Here is a 16,484-nt window from a genome sequence, read left to right as displayed (position 1 = left end):
CGGCGGTGTCCCGGGGGCTGCCGTCGCGCGGGTCAGCGCTTGGCGAAGGCCTTGTTGTCGGGGTTGCGGGCCTTGAGCACCAGGTAGGAGACGCCCAGGATGAGGCCCCACAGCGGTGCGCAGTACAGCGAGATCCTGGCGTCCTTGTCGATGGCCATCATGGCGATGACGAGGCCGATGAAGGCGAGGGCGAACCAGCTGCTGAAGGGCGCTCCGGGTGCCTTGAAGGTGGACTGGGGCAGCTCGCCCCGGTCGGCCTTGGAGCGGAAGCGGATCTGGCAGACCAGGATCATGATCCAGGCCCACATGCCGGAGATGGTCGCGAAGGAGACGACGTAGTTGAACGCTTCGCCGGGCCACTGGTAGTTGATCCAGACGCCGACGAGCATCAGCGCGGCGGAGAAGGTGGTGCCGACCAGCGGGAGGCCGTTCTTCGTCAGCTTGGTGAAGGCCTTCGGGCCCTGGCCGTTGATCGCGAGGTCGCGCAGCATGCGGCCGGTGGAGTACATGCCGGAGTTGCAGGAGGAGAGCGCGGCGGTGAGCACGACGAAGTTGACGATCGCCGCGCCGATCCCGAGGCCCATCTGCTCGAAGGCGGCGACGAACGGGGAGACGCCCGGCTTGAAGGTGCTCCAGGGGACCACCGAGAGGATCATGATCAGCGCGCCGACGTAGAAGACCGCGATGCGCCACGGCACGGTGTTGATGGCCTTGGGCAGGACGGTCTTGGGGTCCTTGGACTCACCGGCGGTGACGCCGACGAGCTCGACGGCGAGGAACGCGAACATCACGATCTGGAGGGTCATCAGCGTGCCGCCGATGCCTTCGGGGAAGAAGCCGCCGTCGTTCCACAGGTTGGCGACGGTCGCGGTGTCACCGGCGTCGGAGAAGCCGACCGTGAGCACACCTGCGCAGATGAGGATCATGCCGAGGATCGCGGTGACCTTGACCATGGAGAACCAGAACTCGAGCTCGCCGAAGAGCTTCACGGAGATCAGGTTGGCGCCGTAGAGAATGACGGTGAAGACCAGTGCGGACAGCCACTGCGGGATATTCCACCAGTACGTCATATAGGTGGCGGCAGCGGTGACTTCGGTGATTCCGGTGACGACCCAGAAGAGCCAGTACGTCCAGCCGGTCACGAATCCGAAGAAGGGGCCGAGGAATTCGCGTGCGTACTCCGAGAAGGAGCCGGACACCGGGCGGTACATGAGGAGTTCGCCCAGGGCGCGCATGATGAAGAAGATGACCAGGCCCGCGATGGCGTAGGCCAGGATGAGACTGGGTCCGGCCCTGTCGATGGCTTTGCCCGCACCGAGGAAGAGCCCCGTGCCGATGGCCCCGCCGATGGCGATCATCTGGATCTGACGGGCTCCCAGGCCGCGCTGGTAACCCTCGCCCGCCGGGGCGTCGACGGCCTTCGGGCCGTCCGCCTGTCCGTTGTCGACCTGCGCCGATGTCATGGTGGTGCGCCTTTCTCCACGCCGATCCGCGCCGTCGTCGGCGTCGGATCAGGTCCTGATCCCCCCGGATATGGATGGAGTGCCGCCGGCGTTCGGCCGGCTTGTAGCGCCCCCGGGGACAGGGGTGGCGTCCCCGGGCGGTCGTGAAGATTTATCACGGCCGCCGGGCGAGCCCGACGGACATTATGTGGCGCACACCACAGGAAAAAGCGGACAAGCGTTTCCAGGCGCTGCAAAGAACGCCATTCAGGTGACGGGATCGTTATTCGGATTTGAGCATCCGTTGAGCGAAGCCGCGGACCCCGGTGACCTCAGTCGGGCATCAGCGTTTCGATGAGGGTTTCCTGGAGCGCGCCGAGCCAGAGGTAGGCCATGACCATCGGCTTGCGTGGATCGCTGTCGGGGAGCCGGTAGAGCGAACCGTCCTGGCCCTCGTCCTCGTCGGACACCTCCAGGCGGGTGCCGATGGTGAGCCGGAGGTCGTTGAGGGTACCCAGCCAGTGGTGGCACTCCTCGGCGGCGAGGGAGAGCACCGCACCGCCGTCCGGCACGGGCGCGAGGGCGTCGAGCGACCGCACGACGGCGACGGCGTCCTCGCGCTTGCGGGTGCGCAGGTCGTTCTCGGTGAAGCGGCGGAACTCGGCGGACGCCTCGCGCAGCTGCTTGTCCTCGTCGCCGTACGCCTCGGGGAAGAGCCTGGCCAGGGCCGGGTCGGAGGGCGGTTCGCTCGGTCCCTCCGCGAAGAGCGCGGCGAGCGGGTCGTCGCCCTCGGCGGGTTCGTCGCCGGGGCCGATCAGTTCGAGCAGCTGGACGGCGAGCGAACGCAGGATGGCGATCTCGACCTCGTCGAGTGCGACGGACGCGCCGCCGCCTGGGGTGGCCTCGAAGTGGCCGGCCATGAATTCTCCGATGACGGTTCGGACGGAGGGCAGCGGTGGTGGGTCAGTTGCGGTCCTGGGTCAGCGTGGCCCAGAGCCCGTATCCGTGCATGGCCTGGACGTCGCGTTCCATCTCCTCGCGGCTGCCGCTGGAGACGACGGCGCGGCCCTTCTGGTGGACGTCGAGCATCAACTTGTGCGCCTTGTCCTTGGAGTAGCCGAAGTAGGCCTGGAAGACATACGTCACGTAGCTCATGAGGTTGACCGGGTCGTTGTGCACCAGCGTCACCCATGGGACATCGGGCTCAGGGACGGCGAAGGTCTCCTCGGCCGATTCGGGACGTTCGATCTCTACGGGGGAAGCAACGCTCACCTACCCCATGCTGCCACCAGAGAGGGGCCCGCGCACAAACGGCGCCCCCATCTCGTCACTTTGACGAATAGGGAGTAGCATCCCTGGCATGAACTCAGCGGACCTTGGGCGACGGGTCGGTGTGCCGTCGACCGCGCTCTTCACCGACCAGTACGAGCTCACGATGGTGCAGGCCGCACTGAAGGCCGGCACCGCGGACCGGCGCTCCGTCTTCGAGGCCTTCACCCGCCGGCTGCCCGAGGGGCGGCGCTACGGCGTCGTCGCGGGCACCGGACGCGTGCTCGACGCGGTGGAGAACTTCCACTTCGACGACGAGATGCTCGCCTTCCTGCGCGACCAGAACGTCGTGGACGCCCCCACCGTCGACTGGCTGGCGGACTACCGCTTCAGCGGCGACATCTGGGGCTACCCGGAGGGCGAGGTCTACTTCCCGGGCTCGCCGCTCCTGCGGGTCGAGGGCTCCTTCGCGGAGTGCGTGCTGCTGGAGACCGTGATCCTGTCGATCCTGAACCACGACTCGGCGATCGCCGCCGCCGCGTCCCGGATGTCGGCCGCCGCGGGCGGACGCCGGCTCATCGAGATGGGGGCCCGGCGCACGCACGAGCTGTCGGCGGTGGCGTCGGCCCGCGCCGCGTACGTCGGCGGCTTCCACACCACATCGGACCTCGCCGCGGGCTTCCGCTACAACATCCCGACGGTCGGGACGAGCGCGCACGCCTTCACCCTGCTGCACGACAGCGAGCGGGACGCGTTCCAGGCCCAGGTGGACTCGCTGGGCCGGGGGACCTCGCTGCTGGTCGACACCTACGACGTGACCGAGGCGGTCCGAACGGCGGTGGAGATCGCGGGGCCGGAGCTCGGGGCCGTACGGATCGACTCGGGCGACCTGCTGCTCGTGGCGCACCGGGTGCGTCAGCAGCTGGACGAGCTGGGCGCCACGGAGACGAAGATCGTGGTGACGTCCGACCTGGACGAGTACGCGATCGCCTCGCTGGCCGCCGCCCCGGTCGACGCGTACGGGGTGGGCACGCAGCTGGTGACCGGGAGCGGCCACCCGACGTGCTCCATGGTCTACAAGCTGGTGGCGCGTTCGCGGTCCGCCGATCCGGCGGATCCGCTGCTGCCGGTGGTGAAGAAGTCGCTGGGCGCGAAGTCGTCCAGGGGCGGCCGCAAGTGGGCGGCACGCCGGCTGGACGAGCACGGGGTCGCCGAGGCGGAGGTGATCGGCACAGGTGACGTCCCGGCGGAGCTGGCCGACCGGCAGCTCCTGGTGGAACTGGTCAGGGGCGGCGAGGTCGTCGCCCGCGAGCCGCTGGAGGCCGCGCGGGAGCGCCACATCGCGGCGCGCGCCGGGCTGCCGATGTCGGCGATGCAGCTCTCGCGCGGGGAGCCCGTGCTGCCGACGGAGTACGCCTGAGCCCCACGGGGTACACGTGGGACCTGCCCACCCCGTCCCCGGGCGCCGGTCCGGTTCCGGGGAGTCCGCCGGCGCGTGCTCCCCGGAACCGGTGCCGCACCGTCGGGCGTGTCGGGAGGCAGGGGAGCCGATGCGTGCACCCCCTCCCGCAGGGTGCGTCGAGTCTCTAGGCTCGGTGGTATCCCCACCGCACCGGTCCGCAGAACATGCCGAACCCCCACCGAAGGACAACCGTCATGCATCGCGCCTTGATCGTCGTCGACGTTCAGAACGACTTCTGCGAGGGCGGCAGCCTCGCGGTGGCGGGCGGCGCCGATGTCGCCGCCGCCATCACCGACCTGATCGGCGAGGCCCAGCCCGGCTACAGCCACGTCGTGGCCACCCGGGACCACCACATCGATCCCGGTGACCACTTCTCCTCGGCTCCCGACTTCGAGCACTCCTGGCCGCCGCACTGCGTCGCCGGCACGGAGGGCGTGGGCTTCCACCCCAATTTCGCCCCCGCCGTGGCCTCCGGAGCGATCGACACCGTCTTCGACAAGGGCGCGCACGCCGCCGCGTACAGCGGCTTCGAGGGCGTCGACGAGAACGGCACCGGGCTCGCCCAGTGGCTGCGGGACCGGTCCGTCACCGCCGTGGACGTCGTCGGCATCGCCACGGACCACTGCGTGCGGGCCACCGCGCTGGACGCCGCCCGCGAGGGTTTCGCCACCCACGTGCTGCTGGACCTGACGGCGGGAGTCGCCGAGGGGACCACGGGACGGGCCCTGGAGGAGATGCGCACCGCCGGGGTGGAGCTGTCGGGCAAGCCGGTCGTCTGAGCCCCGCCGGGCGCGCTCAGGCCGCCGGGCGGGCGGGCCCGGCGTATCCGGCGGACCCCAGCAGTGCCCGTATCGGATGCCAGAGCTCCTGGGCGGTCTGGGGCGCGGTGCGCCAGAGCAGCCCGTCCGGGTGGTGCAGGACCGCGGTGACCTCGTCCGGGGTCGGCGGCTGGGCGTTGCCCCGGAGGTAGACGGCGCGCATTCCGAGGTTGCGCAGCCTGGTCAGGGCGCGCGCCCGGTTCGCGGCGTGCACCAGCACCCGCACCTGCTCTCCGGGGCCCGTGCCGCCCGCCGGGCCGTTCAGGGTCAGTGCCACCACCACGGTGCCGTTGGGCAACCTGCAGAAACCTCCGCCTGCCATGCTTCGTGCTCCCCCGTAAGACTTCGTGTCAATAAGGATCCGGTAGGACGCACCTAAACACGATCGGCCGCCGCCCGCTAGAGGGCGACGGCCGATCATGCTGTGACCTGGTGCTTCGGCGACTACTTGCCCGAGGGTCCGACCTTCACGGTCATCGTCGAGCCGCTGAGCGGCTCGTTCACGATGCTGATCCGGGTGTTCGTGTCAGAGACCTTGACACTTCCGGTCGGGTTCTCCTCGTACCAGTAGGTGCCCTTGCGGTCGTCGAAGGCGGGGACGCCCAGCGACGGCTTGATCTTCAGCGCGACGTCCGCGTTGTGCAGCGTGAAGCCCTTGTTCGGGTACCAGCTGAACGGCGCGTCGAAGGGCTGGATCTTGTTGCGCAGGAGCGAGCCGTTCGTCCACTTCAGCGGCTTGGCGTGGGAGTCCACCGGAAGGATCAGGCCCTGGCCGTGGTGCTGCGAGGTGTTGTTGTCCTTCTGGGAGGTGTCCCAGAGCCACACCATCAGGCCGTTCTGGTACGAGTAGTGCTCGACCCAGTCCGGACGGGTGGTGGAGAAGCCGAAGTTGTACGGGCCGACCTCGAGGGTCTTGTCGTACGAGACGTACTGGCGGTTCTCGGCGATGTAGTACTGCGGGTAGTCGTTGGTGAACGACTCACCGATCCGCGAGAAGCCCTTGGCGGTCCAGCCGTTGTCGTCGCCCTCGGCGTCGTCCGTGAAGAGCACGGCGCCGTCGGCGGTGACGGTGATGGCGTCGGCGGTGAAGCCCTTGCCGCCCGCGCCGCCGTCCGTCTGGTAGCGGAAGCGCAGGTCGATCTTCTTGCCCGCGTAGGCGTCCAGCGGGAACGAGAGCTTCTTGACGGCGCCGGACACGTCGGTCAGGGCCGGCTTGTCGCTGGCGTCACGCGGGATGGCCTTGCCGTCCGCCGTGCCGTCGAGCGCGGTCCAGCTGGTGCCGCCGTTGTCCGAGACCTCGGTGTAGAGGTAGTCGTAGTCGGCCTCGATGTCGTACCAGCCGGACAGGTCCAGCGACGCGGACGTCTTGCCGGTCAGGTCGACCGAGCGCGTCAGGGTGTTCGACAGGTCGTCGCCCATGTCGCTCCACCACTGCTTCGAGCCCTGCGCGGGCTTCGTGACGGTGGTGGTGACTTCCTTCTCGGGCAGCTCGACGACGAGCGCCTGCTTGTCCTTGGTGTTGTACTCCGACACACCCAGCTTGTGCGTCGACTTCGTCGCGGCCTTGGCCGTGTCGTAGTCGAGCCAGCCGAGCTGCAGCTTGTCCCAGGCGGTCATGTCGCCGGGGAGGTTGCCGATCTCGCCCTGGCCGGTGCCGAGCCAGGAGCCCGCCGACATCAGCGACCAGAAGCCGACCGAGTTCTCGCCGCCGCCGGAGGTGTCGTACAGGTCCGGGAGGCCGAGGTCGTGGGCGTACTCGTGGGCGAAGACACCCAGGCCGCCGTTCTCGGGCTGCGCGGTGTAGTCACCGACCCAGATGCCCGTGTCGCCGATCTCGGCGCCGCCGGCCTTGTTGTTCGCGGGGCCCGTCGCGCCGGCGTTGGTGCCGTACGCGTACCAGCGGTGCGCCCAGATGGCGTTGGTGCCCTCGGCGCCGCCGCCCGCGGACTCGTCCTCGCCGGCGTGGACCAGCTGGAAGTGGTCGATGTAGCCGTCGGGCTCGTTGAAGTCGCCGTCACCGTCGAAGTCGTAGCGGTCCCACTGGTCGTACTGCGCCAGGTCGGCCTTGATCTCGGCCTGCGTACGGCCCTTCGCCTTCTGGTCGGCGACCCAGGCGTTGACGCCGTCGCGGACCGTGTCCCAGACGTTGGCGCAGTTGGTCGAACCGCAGTAGTTCGAACCGTAGCGGGCCTCGTTGTACGGGACCTTGACCCAGTCGGAGACCTCGCCGTCGACGGAGTAGCGCCCGGAGGACGTCTTCTCGTAGTACGTCTTGAGCGAGTCCTTGCCCTTGCCCTCACCGAAGTAGAGGTCCTGGAAGTGGGCCTGGTCGTAGTCGGCCTGCCAGGCGGTGCTGTTGTCCTTCGCCGGGTCCGGCTCGGCTATCTCGTTGTGCAGCGGGCCGGGCGTGCCGCCGTACTTCTTGACCGGCGGCTTCGGGCCGTCGCCGTCCGGGTCGAACATCGTGGTGTCGTCGACCTGGTCGCCGAACTCCACGAGGATGGTGAAGATCTTGTCGGTCTTCTCCCGGCCGAGCTCGACGTACTTGCTCTTACCGAGCTTGACGACCTTGGAACCGCCCTTGGCGGTCACCTTCTTCTCCCCGGACAGGACCTGCTCCAGCGCGGCCTGACGCTGGGCGTCCTGCTCCTTGCTGAAGGGGCCTTCGAGGTCGTGCTCGTGGGCCTTGACCGGTGCGGGGTCGCGCCGGTCCACGGTGGTGGCGCCGGATGCCGGCGCCTTGTCGTCCGCCTGCGCCGTGGCGAAGGCGGAGGCCGTCGCGGCGGTGGCGGCCAGGCACACGGCTACGGCGGTTGCGCGCAGCGCCCGTCTCTGAGTGGTCACTTGATGCAGTCCTCCCCAGCGTTCGCGTCCGCGGCCAGGGGGTATCACGGGGCCGCGCGCGTTCAACGCGTCACAAGTGACGACATTCGATCGGAGTTATGAGAGAAAAGACAGATCTTGACTTGCACATACCAAGTGCACTATGCGGGAGCCCTCTTCCGGTATGCGGACGCACCTCCGGGTCGGCCGGTCCGCCGACCGGCGCGTCGGCAACTCCCGTCGGCAGGAACGTGATTCAGTGCGCCCCCCGTGCACCGGTACCGCGGGTTAGGTCACGCTTACTACCGGTTCCTCACGGGCATCCACCGTCGTAGAGTCGATTGACAGTGCGAACGTGTTGAGCGACTCCCCCATCCGACACCCCGAGGACGGATACCGCCATGCCGCGTCCGACTGCCGCACAGTTCTCCTACGGTTCGGCCACCGTCGTCTTCTCCGCCCTCGCCATGCTGCTGCTGTTCCGCACGGAGTCCGGCATCGGTGTCGCCGCCGTCGGGACCACGGCGATGGTGCTCGGCCTCCTGGTGGCGACGGCCCTCCCGGCCCGCACGAAGACGGTCCGGAAGGCAACGGCGCCGCCCACCGCCGCCCGAACGCACCGCACGATCGAGGACATCGAGATCGCCGCCGCCCAGCGCCGCCGTGTCGGTGAGCACTCGCTGCGCCGCTGAACTCCCGCCGCTCATGGGGCGGTGACGACCACGGTCTTGCCCGCCTTGTCCTGCAGACCCTGCCGGTAGGGCTTGTCCGTGAACATCAGCACGATGTTGATGAGCCACCACAGGCACGGGCAGCACAGCAGCGCCGGGAGCCAGAGCACGACGGCACGCATCAGCGCGGAGCTCGTATCGGGGACCGAGCCGTCGTTGAGCATCGCGACCCGCATCTTCAGCAGGCGCTTGCCCGGTGTCCGGCCGTCCTTGTGCGTGAAGTACGTGTCGTAGGCGACGTACACGACGAGGCCGATCAGCGACCAGACCAGCTGGTGCCCGGTGTAGGCGTTGCCCACCGCGTTGCCGAAGTCGTCGTTGCCTCCGCCGTCCGAGACGTCGACCGCACCGCCGAAGGGCAGCGAGATCAGGTACAGCGGGATCGAGACGATGAGGAAGTCGATCAGCCGGGCGAGGATCCGCTTGCCCGGTTCGGCGAGCGGAGGCATGCCGGCCAGTGGATCGGCACCGCCGTAGGGACCACCGCCGCCGTACGGGTCGTTCGGCGGCGGGGGCGGAGGCGGCCCGCTGTCGTAGGGCGAACCGCTCGGAGGCCCCTGCGGCGGCCTCTTCGAGAAGGGGTCGTCGTCGGGCGGCGGAGGCGGTGGTTCAGTACTCATGGGGGCAGTGCACCCCGGCCCGTGAAGGCCCGCAACGGCTGAGGTCCCTTCGGGGGACGGGGCGTCAGCACACGGGCGTACCGGGTCGTTACCGGCCCGCCACGAAGGTCCGGGCCGCCTTGTCGTGCCAGCACTGGCGCCACGGGCGGTCGATCAGGCACCAGAGCACGTTGACCACACCGACGACGGCCAGGCCCAGCACCCCGTACACCAGCCACCGGCGCAGGGCGGCCCCCAGGCTCGGCGCGTCGTGGGACTCGATGTCCCGTACCTCGATGCCGCACAGCTTCTTGCCCAGCGTGCGGCCCCACTTGGAGGTGGGCACGGCCTCCAGGAGAAAGCCGAGGACCAGGAAGGCCGCGAGCACCCCGCCGAACAGGCCGGCCGTGGTGGAGTCCAGGAGCCAGACGGTCACCGTCTCACCGGACAGCTTCGCCGCTTCGATCTTCTGGTCGATGTGCTCCAGCGCCTGGGTGACCAGCGGGAAGCCGACCGCGCCGACGACCGCGCCGAGAACGACCGTGTCCAGGAGCCGTGCGGCCAGACGCTTGCCGAGCGCCGCGGGTCTGGCGGACGCCTGGGACCGGACGAGCTGCTGGAAGGGATCCTCCGCCACGGGCTTCCAGGGCACCACGGGCTGCTGCTGCTCGGGCCTGACGCCCTGCTGCTGCGCGGGCATCGGGCTCTGCTGCTGCGGCCGGGGCTGCGGAGGGCGCGCCGTCTGCTCGGGCCGGGCGAGCTGGTGGGGCTGCTGCGGCCAGGAGGCGGACCCGCCGCCGGGTCCCGGTGTCAGAGGCGTGTTCGACCCCTGCGCATGGGGCGGGGCCGGCGCCGGGGCGGCGGGGGGCTGCGCGGTGGCGCCGGGCTGCACGGCGCGGATCGCCATCGTGCCGTCGGCGTGGGCGGGCCCCTCCTCAGGCGGACGGGGAGGGCGGCCGGCGGCGGGGCCGACCGCACGGATCGTGACCGTGCCGTCGGTCGGCGGGCGGCCGCCGCTCCCGGGCCGGTCCGCGCGGATGGTCACGGTGCCGTCGGTCGCCTCGCCGTTGCCGTCGCGCATCCCGGGCAGGGCGCCGCGCGTCGGGTCCGGGCCGCCGGGCCGCCGGGGGTCGGCGGGCGCGGCGTCGGCCCGGGCGGAAGCGGCGGGCGGAGTCCCGGCCTCGGGCGTACGGGCCTCAGGCGTACGGGCCTCAGGCGTGCGGGCCTCGGGGGCGCGGGCCTCGGGGGCGCGGGCCTCAGGCGTACGGGCCTCGGGCGTGCGCGGGTCCTGGCCGCCCCACGAGACGCGGTTGTCGCGGTCGCCGCCGAAGCCGGTCTGCCGGGAGGTGTCCGCCTGCCAGGCGGTCGCCGGCAGGGACCTGCCGGGGGGCGTGCCGGCCTCACCGGCGGCTGAAGGGCCGTCCCCGCGGGGCGCGTCCGCCCCGTCGACCTCATCGAGGTACATCGGACCCGTCTCGTCCACCGGGGCGGGCCTGCCCGGGGCCGCTTCGGTCGCCGGGGCGGGCGGCGTCGCGGGAGTCGTCTCGCCCTGCTGGGGCGCGGGCCGGCTGGTGCCGGGGACCCACGAAGCGCCGTTCCAGTACCGGACGTATCCGGGGATGGACGGGTCGGGGTAGTAGCCCTCGCTGGGGCTTTCGTCACCGGGTGCCGGGGTTGGGGCGCTCATCACCGTGGTCCCGTATCTCTTCGAGGCCTCAATACAAGGGTCCACATCTATCAGACCGCCGAGCACCCCCGGGCCCGTCCTGCCGTTTGGACCACTTTCAGGGTCCGGACAAGTTTTTCTGGGAAGTCGCGTCATAGACGTCCGGGAGGGCGCTCTCGCCTTGTGAGGACCGGTCACGGGACCGGCCCCGGGCATCGGAAGGTCGTGCACCCTCATGCAGAACACCGTGGAACGCGAGCTGGAAGTGAAGCTGGTCCTGTCGCCCGAGCGGTCCGTGCCCGTGCCCGCGCGGCTGTCCTACTTCACCGACGACCCGTACGCCGTGCACATCACCTTCCACATCGGCTCCGAATCGCCCGTGCACTGGACGTTCGCCCGTGAGCTGCTGGTGGAGGGGGTGTTCCGGCCGTGCGGACACGGGGACGTACGGATCTGGCCGACGAAGGTCGAGGACCGCGGCGTCGTCTGTGTCGCGCTCACCTCCCCCGACGGCAACGCCCTGCTGGAGGTCCCGTCGGTCGCCCTGGCCGCCTGGGTGGAGCGCACCCTGCGGGTGGTCCCCCCGGGGACCGAGAGCAGTCTGCTGGGCTTGGACGGAGCCCTCGCCGAACTGCTCACCCCGCTGCCGGCCGACGACCTGTGGCTGGGCGATCCGTGGTCCCAGGAGGAGCAGCAGGACGGCGAGGGGTGAGCGGTGGCAGGCCGCCTCAGAACAGCTTGCCGGGGTTCAGCAGCCCGAGCGGGTCGAAGGCGGCCTTGATGCCCCGCTGCAACTCGAGTCCCACCTCACCCAGTTCTCGGGCGAGCCATTCCTTCTTCAGTACACCGACCCCGTGTTCGCCGGTGATGGTGCCGCCCAGTTCCAGGCCGAGCGCCATGATCTCGTCGAAGGACTCGCGGGCCCGGCGGGACTCGTCGGGATCCGTGTGGTCGAAGCAGACGACGGGGTGGGTGTTGCCGTCGCCCGCGTGCGCGCAGACGCCGATGGTCAGCCCGAACCTCTCGGCGATCGCGGCGGTCCCCTCGATCATCGCGCCCAGCCGGGAGCGCGGCACGCACACGTCGTCGATCATCGTGGCCGACTTGACGGTCTCCAGGGCGGGAAGGGCCGTCCGGCGTGCCTGCAGCAGGAGTTCGGACTCGGCGACGTCGTCGGCGGGCACGACCTCGGTGGCCCCGGACGCCTTGCACAGGTCCCCGACGGCGGCCAGGTCGGCCGCCGGGTCGGGTGTGTCGAACGCGCAGAGCAGGAGGGCCTCGGTGGACTCGGGGAGTCCCATGGAGGCCATCGCGTTGACGGCACGCACGGTCGTACGGTCCATCAGTTCGAGGAGTGACGGGGTGTGTCCCCGCTCCATGATCCGGCACACCGCGTCACAGGCCGCCGCCGCGGAGGGGAACTCCGCGGCGAGCACGAGCTGCTGCGGCGGCTGCGGACGCAGCGCGAGGACGGCCTTGACGACGATGCCGAGGCTGCCTTCCGAACCGACGAAGAGCCGGGTGAGGTCGTATCCGGCGACGCCCTTCGCGGTGCGCCGCCCGGTGTTCAGCAGCCGCCCGTCGGCCAGCACGACCTCGAGGCCCAGCACGTACTCGGCGGTGACGCCGTACTTCACGCAGCACAGTCCGCCGGACGCCGTGCCGATGTTGCCGCCGATCGTGCACATCTCCCAGCTCGACGGGTCCGGCGGGTAGCACAGGCCGAGTTCGCCGACCGCGCGGGACAGTGTGGCGTTGACGACGCCCGGTTCGACGACCGCGATCCGGTCGACCGGGCTGATCTCCAGGATCCGGTCCATCTTGACCAGGGAGAGCACGATGCAGCCGTCGGAGGCGTTGGCCGCGCCCGACAGGCCGGTCCGCGCGCCCTGGGGGACGACCGGGACCCGCAGGGCGGTGGCGGTCCGCATGACGTGCTGGACCTCCTCGACCGTGCGCGGGAGCACCACGACGGCCGGGGTGCCGGCGTCGCAGAAGCCGGCCATGTCGTGGGCGTACGAAGCGGTGATGTCCGGGTCCGTGATCAGTGCCTCGGCCGGAAGACCCGCGCGCAGTCGTTCGAGAAGTGCGTCCATGATCCGAGCCTGGCACCCGGGGCCAAAGGTGTGAACCCGTCTGCGTCGGCCTTCACGGAACGCGATGCGATCTTCGTACTGACGCAGAGTGATGGCCATGGATGCCAAGCCGCAGCAGCACCCGGAGCAGCCTTACTCCACCCTGCCGCCCCAGGGTGCGACGTCCGTCCCACCGCCCCCCGCGCCGATGCGCACCACGTTGCGCAGGGCGGCTTTCGGTGCGGTGGCGGGGGCCGTGCTGGTAGCCGGTGCGGTGATCGCCGTACCGGACGACGAGGTGGCCGCGCCGCCCGCGCCGGGGCCCGTGGCCCGGGCCGAGGCCGCGGCGGCTGCCGGGTCCCCCGCGTCCCTGTCCGATCTGACGGCGCTCATCGGCGACCGGCAGAAGTTCGTGGAGACGCACCCCGCCGACGCCCCGTCGTGGGCCTCGCTGGGCACGGCGTACGTCGAGTGGGGGCGGCGGTCCGCGGACGCGGCGTACTACTCCCGGGCCGAGCAGGCCCTCCAGCGGTCGCTGGCCGCGCAGCCGGGCGAGCGCGGGAACACGGTGGCGTGGGTGGGTCTCGGGGCGCTCGCCAACGCCCGGAACGACTTCCTCGCCGCGAAGAAGTGGGGCGAGACGGTCCGTTCGCGGCAGCCGAAGGACTGGGCGGCGTACCCGGTGCTGATCGACGCCTACAACGGCCTCGGCGACCACGCGGCGGCGGCCAGGGCCACGGAGAAGTACGGCACGCTGCGCAAGGGTGTCCCGGCGCTGGCCAGGACGTCCGAGATGTACCGCAACCAGGGCTGGCGCGAGGACGCCCTGGCCACCGCCCAGGAGGCGGCGGACCGTGCCGCCACGGCGGCCGAGAAGGCTGCGGCACTGCACCGGCTCGGGGACCTCGCGGCGGAACGGGGGGAGCCGGCGGAGGCCCTCGCGCAGTACGACGCGGCACTGCGCACCGACCGCAGCCATCTCGTGTCCCTCGCCGGCCGGGCCCGTTCCCTGGCCGCCCTGGGGCGCACGGACGAGGCCCTGGCCGACTACCGGACCGTGACGACGAAGCTGCCCCGCCCCGAGTACGTGCTCGAACTCGGCGAACTCTTCGAGTCGCTGGACCTGGACGGCGACGCCCGCACCCAGTACACCAGGCTCCGCGGCCTCCTCTCGCAGGCGAGGACGGCCGGGGTCGACGAGTCCCTGACGGAGGCCCGTCTCGAGGCCGACCACGGCGACCCGGAGGCGGCGGTGGAGCTGATGCGCACCGCGTGGGAGGCGCAGCGCCGCAGCCCGGCGGTCGCGGACACCCTGGCCTGGTCGCTGCACCGGGCGGGCCGGAGCGAGGAGGCCGTGCAGTACGCGGACCAGGCGGTCGGGACCGGGGTGCGGAACGCCTCGTACGCCTACCACCTGGGGGTGATCGAGAGTTCCCTCGGGCAGGACGGCCCGGCCCGTGGTCATCTGGCGGAGGCCCTCCGCACGAACCCGGACTTCTCGCCGCTGGCCGCCCCGCTCGCGCGGAAGGCCCTGGACTCCCTGGGTGATCCGGCGGCGGGGGGCCCGGCGCAGATGCAGCCGCCGTCCGCGGAGCCCTCCGCCGAGCCGGAGCCCTCGCGGGAGCCGTCGCCGGAGCCGGAGGCGGTCGCCTCGCCCGAAGCCTCGGTGAAGCCGTCGCCGGACGACGCCGGGAGGGGGAGCCAGGAGCCCTCGGCCTCCCCTGCCCCGGCCCCTCGGACGAAGGACGGCGACGGCGCATCCGCCACGGCGGCCCCGTAGCACGGAACGCGGACGGGCCCCTCTCCCGCCGGGGAGAGGGGCCCGTCCGTGCTGTGGTCAGATGTGCGGCTGTGGTCAGAGGTTGCCGCGCTTCTCCTGCTCGCGCTCGATCGCCTCGAAGAGGGCCTTGAAGTTGCCCTTGCCGAAGCCCATCGAGCCGTGCCGCTCGATCATCTCGAAGAAGACCGTCGGGCGGTCCTGGACCGGCTTGGTGAAGATCTGCAGCAGGTAGCCGTCCTCGTCGCGGTCGACGAGGATCTTCAGCTCGCGCAGCGTCTCCACGGGCACCCGGGTCTCGCCCGCCCACTCCCCCAGGGTGTCGTAGTACGAGTCCGGGGTGTCCAGGAACTGCACGCCCGCGGCCCGCATGGCGCGCACGGAGGCGACGATGTCGTTGGTGGCGAGCGCGATGTGCTGGACGCCCGCGCCGCCGTAGAACTCCAGGTACTCGTCGATCTGCGACTTCTTCTTCGCGATCGCCGGCTCGTTGATGGGGAACTTCACCTTGAGCGTGCCGTCGGCGACGACCTTCGACATCAGGGCGGAGTACTCGGTGGCGATGTCGTCGCCCACGAACTCCTTCATGTTGGTGAAGCCCATGACCTTGTTGTAGAAGGTCACCCACTCGTTCATCCGGCCGAGCTCGACGTTGCCGACGCAGTGGTCGACGGCCTGGAAGGTCCTCTTGGCGGCAGGCTCGACGATCGGGTCGGCGGCGGCGTAGCCGGGGAGGTAGGGGCCGTCGTACCCGGAGCGGTCGACCAGCGTGTGGCGGGTCTTCCCGTACGTGGCGATGGCGGCCATCACGACCGTGCCGTGCTCGTCCTTGACCTCGTAGGGCTCGGTGAGGCCGGTCGCGCCGTGCTCGACGGCGTAGGCGTACGCCTTCCGGGCGTCGGGGACCTCGATGGCGAGGTCGACCACTCCGTCACCGTGGGCGTTCACGTGGTCGGCGAGGAAGGTGCCCCACTCGGTGGACGCCTTGATGACGGAGGTGAGGACGAAGCGGGCGGAGCCGTTGGTCAGGACGTAACTCGCGGTCTCGCGGCTGCCGTTCTCCGGTCCGGAGTAGGCGACGAGCTTCATGCCGAAGGCGGTCGAGTAGTAGTGCGCCGCCTGCTTGGCGTTGCCCACGGCGAAGACCACCGCGTCCATTCCCTTGACCGGGAAGGGGTCGGCCTGCCTGGCGGTGTCCGGGGTGGTGTGCACAGTCTCAGTCATGTCCGAAGGTTCCCGCCGCTCCGCAAGGTGCGCAACAGTTCGCGCGTTCACTGGTCAATACGTACAGCCTGGAGCGAGGATGAGCGGGCCATCTGTACAGGCTGACCATCGGGAGACGGATCATGGCGATCGATCATCTGGACGGCCGGCTCATCCTGCTGCTGGCCCGCGAGCCCCGCATCGGTGTACTCGAGGCGTCGAGGCGTCTCGGGGTGGCGCGCGGGACCGTGCAGGCGCGGCTGGACCGGCTTCAGTCGAATGGCGTCATCCGCGGTTTCGGACCCGAGGTGGATCCGGCGGCGCTCGGCTACCCCGTCACCGCGTTCGCCACGCTGGAGATCAAGCAGGGCCAAGGCGCCGACGTGCGGTCCCATTTGAGTGGTGTGCCGGAGGTGCTGGAACTGCACACGACGACCGGGCACGGGGACATGCTCTGCCGGCTCGTCGCCCGCTCGAACGCCGATCTCCAGCGGGTGATCGACCGCGTGGTCGGCTTTGATGGCATCGTCCGGGCCTCCACGGCGATCGTCATGGAAAACCCGGTGCCGCTGCGTATTATCCCGCTGGTTGAGCAGGCTGCAGAGGACGCCGACTGAGC

15 protein-coding genes are annotated in these 16,484 nt (G+C 70.5%); 6 read left to right on the top strand and 9 right to left on the bottom strand.

The features are described 5' to 3' along the window. Positions 1–32 precede the first annotated feature (32 nt). From LWJ43_RS20275 to clpS, 3 genes are all read right to left on the bottom strand, one after another. Complete coding sequence (locus LWJ43_RS20275) at positions 33–1,463, bottom strand: amino acid permease (RefSeq protein WP_277333642.1); 1,431 nt, start codon at positions 1,461–1,463, stop codon at positions 33–35. Between the two features lie 311 nt (positions 1,464–1,774). Continuing rightward, positions 1,775–2,362, bottom strand: coding sequence for a DUF2017 domain-containing protein (locus LWJ43_RS20270; protein WP_277333641.1), 588 nt, complete (start codon positions 2,360–2,362; stop codon positions 1,775–1,777). A gap of 43 nt (positions 2,363–2,405) precedes the next feature. Beyond that, the gene (gene clpS / locus LWJ43_RS20265) at positions 2,406–2,714 is read right to left on the bottom strand and encodes an ATP-dependent Clp protease adapter ClpS (protein ID WP_109879765.1); all 309 of its coding nucleotides are present in this window, start codon (positions 2,712–2,714) and stop codon (positions 2,406–2,408) included. 88 nt (positions 2,715–2,802) lie between these two features. On the opposite strand from clpS, the gene LWJ43_RS20260 reads away from it, so the two are divergent. Together LWJ43_RS20260 and LWJ43_RS20255 are read left to right on the top strand one after the other, a co-directional pair. Beyond that, positions 2,803–4,131: a nicotinate phosphoribosyltransferase gene (locus LWJ43_RS20260; RefSeq protein ID WP_277333640.1), complete on the top strand. Its 1,329-nt coding sequence runs from the start codon at positions 2,803–2,805 to the stop codon at positions 4,129–4,131. Positions 4,132–4,367: 236 nt separating this feature from the next. Further along, complete coding sequence (locus tag LWJ43_RS20255; protein ID WP_277333639.1) at positions 4,368–4,952, top strand: isochorismatase family protein; 585 nt, start codon at positions 4,368–4,370, stop codon at positions 4,950–4,952. Positions 4,953–4,968: 16 nt separating this feature from the next. Here the strand turns inward: LWJ43_RS20255 and LWJ43_RS20250 are convergent, their stop codons facing one another. Both LWJ43_RS20250 and LWJ43_RS20245 read right to left on the bottom strand, forming a co-directional pair. Then, positions 4,969–5,313, bottom strand: coding sequence for a hypothetical protein (locus tag LWJ43_RS20250; protein WP_277333638.1), 345 nt, complete (start codon positions 5,311–5,313; stop codon positions 4,969–4,971). 122 nt (positions 5,314–5,435) lie between these two features. After that, the gene (locus tag LWJ43_RS20245) at positions 5,436–7,835 is read right to left on the bottom strand and encodes an immune inhibitor A domain-containing protein (protein WP_277333637.1); all 2,400 of its coding nucleotides are present in this window, start codon (positions 7,833–7,835) and stop codon (positions 5,436–5,438) included. 380 nt (positions 7,836–8,215) lie between these two features. Here LWJ43_RS20245 and LWJ43_RS20240 point away from each other — a divergent pair, with 380 nt between their 5' ends. Then, on the top strand, positions 8,216–8,506 hold the full coding sequence (locus LWJ43_RS20240) for a hypothetical protein (RefSeq protein ID WP_277333636.1): 291 nt from the start codon (positions 8,216–8,218) through the stop codon (positions 8,504–8,506). Positions 8,507–8,517: 11 nt separating this feature from the next. Here LWJ43_RS20240 and LWJ43_RS20235 read toward each other — a convergent pair whose 3' ends face one another. Together LWJ43_RS20235 and LWJ43_RS20230 are read right to left on the bottom strand one after the other, a co-directional pair. Next, positions 8,518–9,165 carry an RDD family protein gene (locus LWJ43_RS20235; RefSeq protein WP_277333635.1) on the bottom strand — a complete coding sequence of 216 codons (648 nt, stop codon included), beginning with the start codon at positions 9,163–9,165 and terminating at the stop codon, positions 8,518–8,520. 88 nt (positions 9,166–9,253) lie between these two features. Beyond that, positions 9,254–10,831, bottom strand: coding sequence for an RDD family protein (locus LWJ43_RS20230; protein WP_277333634.1), 1,578 nt, complete (start codon positions 10,829–10,831; stop codon positions 9,254–9,256). A gap of 214 nt (positions 10,832–11,045) precedes the next feature. Here LWJ43_RS20230 and LWJ43_RS20225 point away from each other — a divergent pair, with 214 nt between their 5' ends. Next, the gene (locus LWJ43_RS20225; protein WP_277333633.1) at positions 11,046–11,522 is read left to right on the top strand and encodes an SsgA family sporulation/cell division regulator; all 477 of its coding nucleotides are present in this window, start codon (positions 11,046–11,048) and stop codon (positions 11,520–11,522) included. A 16-nt stretch (positions 11,523–11,538) separates the two neighbouring features. On the opposite strand, the gene LWJ43_RS20220 is transcribed toward LWJ43_RS20225, so the two are convergent. Next, entirely contained in the window at positions 11,539–12,906 is a 1,368-nt protein-coding gene (locus LWJ43_RS20220; RefSeq protein ID WP_277333632.1) for an FAD-binding oxidoreductase, read from the bottom strand. 97 nt (positions 12,907–13,003) lie between these two features. Here LWJ43_RS20220 and LWJ43_RS20215 point away from each other — a divergent pair, with 97 nt between their 5' ends. Next, entirely contained in the window at positions 13,004–14,665 is a 1,662-nt protein-coding gene (locus tag LWJ43_RS20215; RefSeq protein ID WP_277333631.1) for a tetratricopeptide repeat protein, read from the top strand. A 75-nt stretch (positions 14,666–14,740) separates the two neighbouring features. Here the strand turns inward: LWJ43_RS20215 and hppD are convergent, their stop codons facing one another. Beyond that, positions 14,741–15,886, bottom strand: coding sequence for a 4-hydroxyphenylpyruvate dioxygenase (hppD, locus tag LWJ43_RS20210; RefSeq protein WP_277333630.1), 1,146 nt, complete (start codon positions 15,884–15,886; stop codon positions 14,741–14,743). Between the two features lie 122 nt (positions 15,887–16,008). On the opposite strand from hppD, the gene LWJ43_RS20205 reads away from it, so the two are divergent. Beyond that, the gene (locus tag LWJ43_RS20205) at positions 16,009–16,482 is read left to right on the top strand and encodes an Lrp/AsnC family transcriptional regulator (RefSeq protein WP_277333629.1); all 474 of its coding nucleotides are present in this window, start codon (positions 16,009–16,011) and stop codon (positions 16,480–16,482) included. Positions 16,483–16,484 lie beyond the last annotated feature (2 nt).

The organism is Streptomyces sp. JH34, from assembly GCF_029428875.1.
Classification (GTDB): Bacteria; Actinomycetota; Actinomycetes; order Streptomycetales; family Streptomycetaceae; genus Streptomyces.
The sequence above is the reverse complement of the archived record's forward strand: the minus strand, read 5'-3'. Positions and strand labels throughout refer to the sequence as shown.

What these genes read in the sequence shown, in the direction of transcription:
- LWJ43_RS20275 (WP_277333642.1), bottom strand. Translation starts at nt 1,463, where the DNA reads ATGACATCGGCGCAGGTCGACAACGGACAGGCGGACGGCCCGAAGGCC.
- LWJ43_RS20270 (WP_277333641.1), bottom strand. Translation starts at nt 2,362, where the DNA reads ATGGCCGGCCACTTCGAGGCCACCCCAGGCGGCGGCGCGTCCGTCGCA.
- LWJ43_RS20260 (WP_277333640.1), top strand. Translation starts at nt 2,803, where the DNA reads ATGAACTCAGCGGACCTTGGGCGACGGGTCGGTGTGCCGTCGACCGCG.
- LWJ43_RS20255 (WP_277333639.1), top strand. Translation starts at nt 4,368, where the DNA reads ATGCATCGCGCCTTGATCGTCGTCGACGTTCAGAACGACTTCTGCGAG.
- LWJ43_RS20250 (WP_277333638.1), bottom strand. Translation starts at nt 5,313, where the DNA reads ATGGCAGGCGGAGGTTTCTGCAGGTTGCCCAACGGCACCGTGGTGGTG.
- LWJ43_RS20240 (WP_277333636.1), top strand. Translation starts at nt 8,216, where the DNA reads ATGCCGCGTCCGACTGCCGCACAGTTCTCCTACGGTTCGGCCACCGTC.
- LWJ43_RS20235 (WP_277333635.1), bottom strand. Translation starts at nt 9,165, where the DNA reads ATGAGTACTGAACCACCGCCTCCGCCGCCCGACGACGACCCCTTCTCG.
- LWJ43_RS20230 (WP_277333634.1), bottom strand. Translation starts at nt 10,831, where the DNA reads ATGAGCGCCCCAACCCCGGCACCCGGTGACGAAAGCCCCAGCGAGGGC.
- LWJ43_RS20225 (WP_277333633.1), top strand. Translation starts at nt 11,046, where the DNA reads ATGCAGAACACCGTGGAACGCGAGCTGGAAGTGAAGCTGGTCCTGTCG.
- LWJ43_RS20220 (WP_277333632.1), bottom strand. Translation starts at nt 12,906, where the DNA reads ATGGACGCACTTCTCGAACGACTGCGCGCGGGTCTTCCGGCCGAGGCA.
- LWJ43_RS20215 (WP_277333631.1), top strand. Translation starts at nt 13,004, where the DNA reads ATGGATGCCAAGCCGCAGCAGCACCCGGAGCAGCCTTACTCCACCCTG.
- hppD (WP_277333630.1), bottom strand. Translation starts at nt 15,886, where the DNA reads ATGACTGAGACTGTGCACACCACCCCGGACACCGCCAGGCAGGCCGAC.
- LWJ43_RS20205 (WP_277333629.1), top strand. Translation starts at nt 16,009, where the DNA reads ATGGCGATCGATCATCTGGACGGCCGGCTCATCCTGCTGCTGGCCCGC.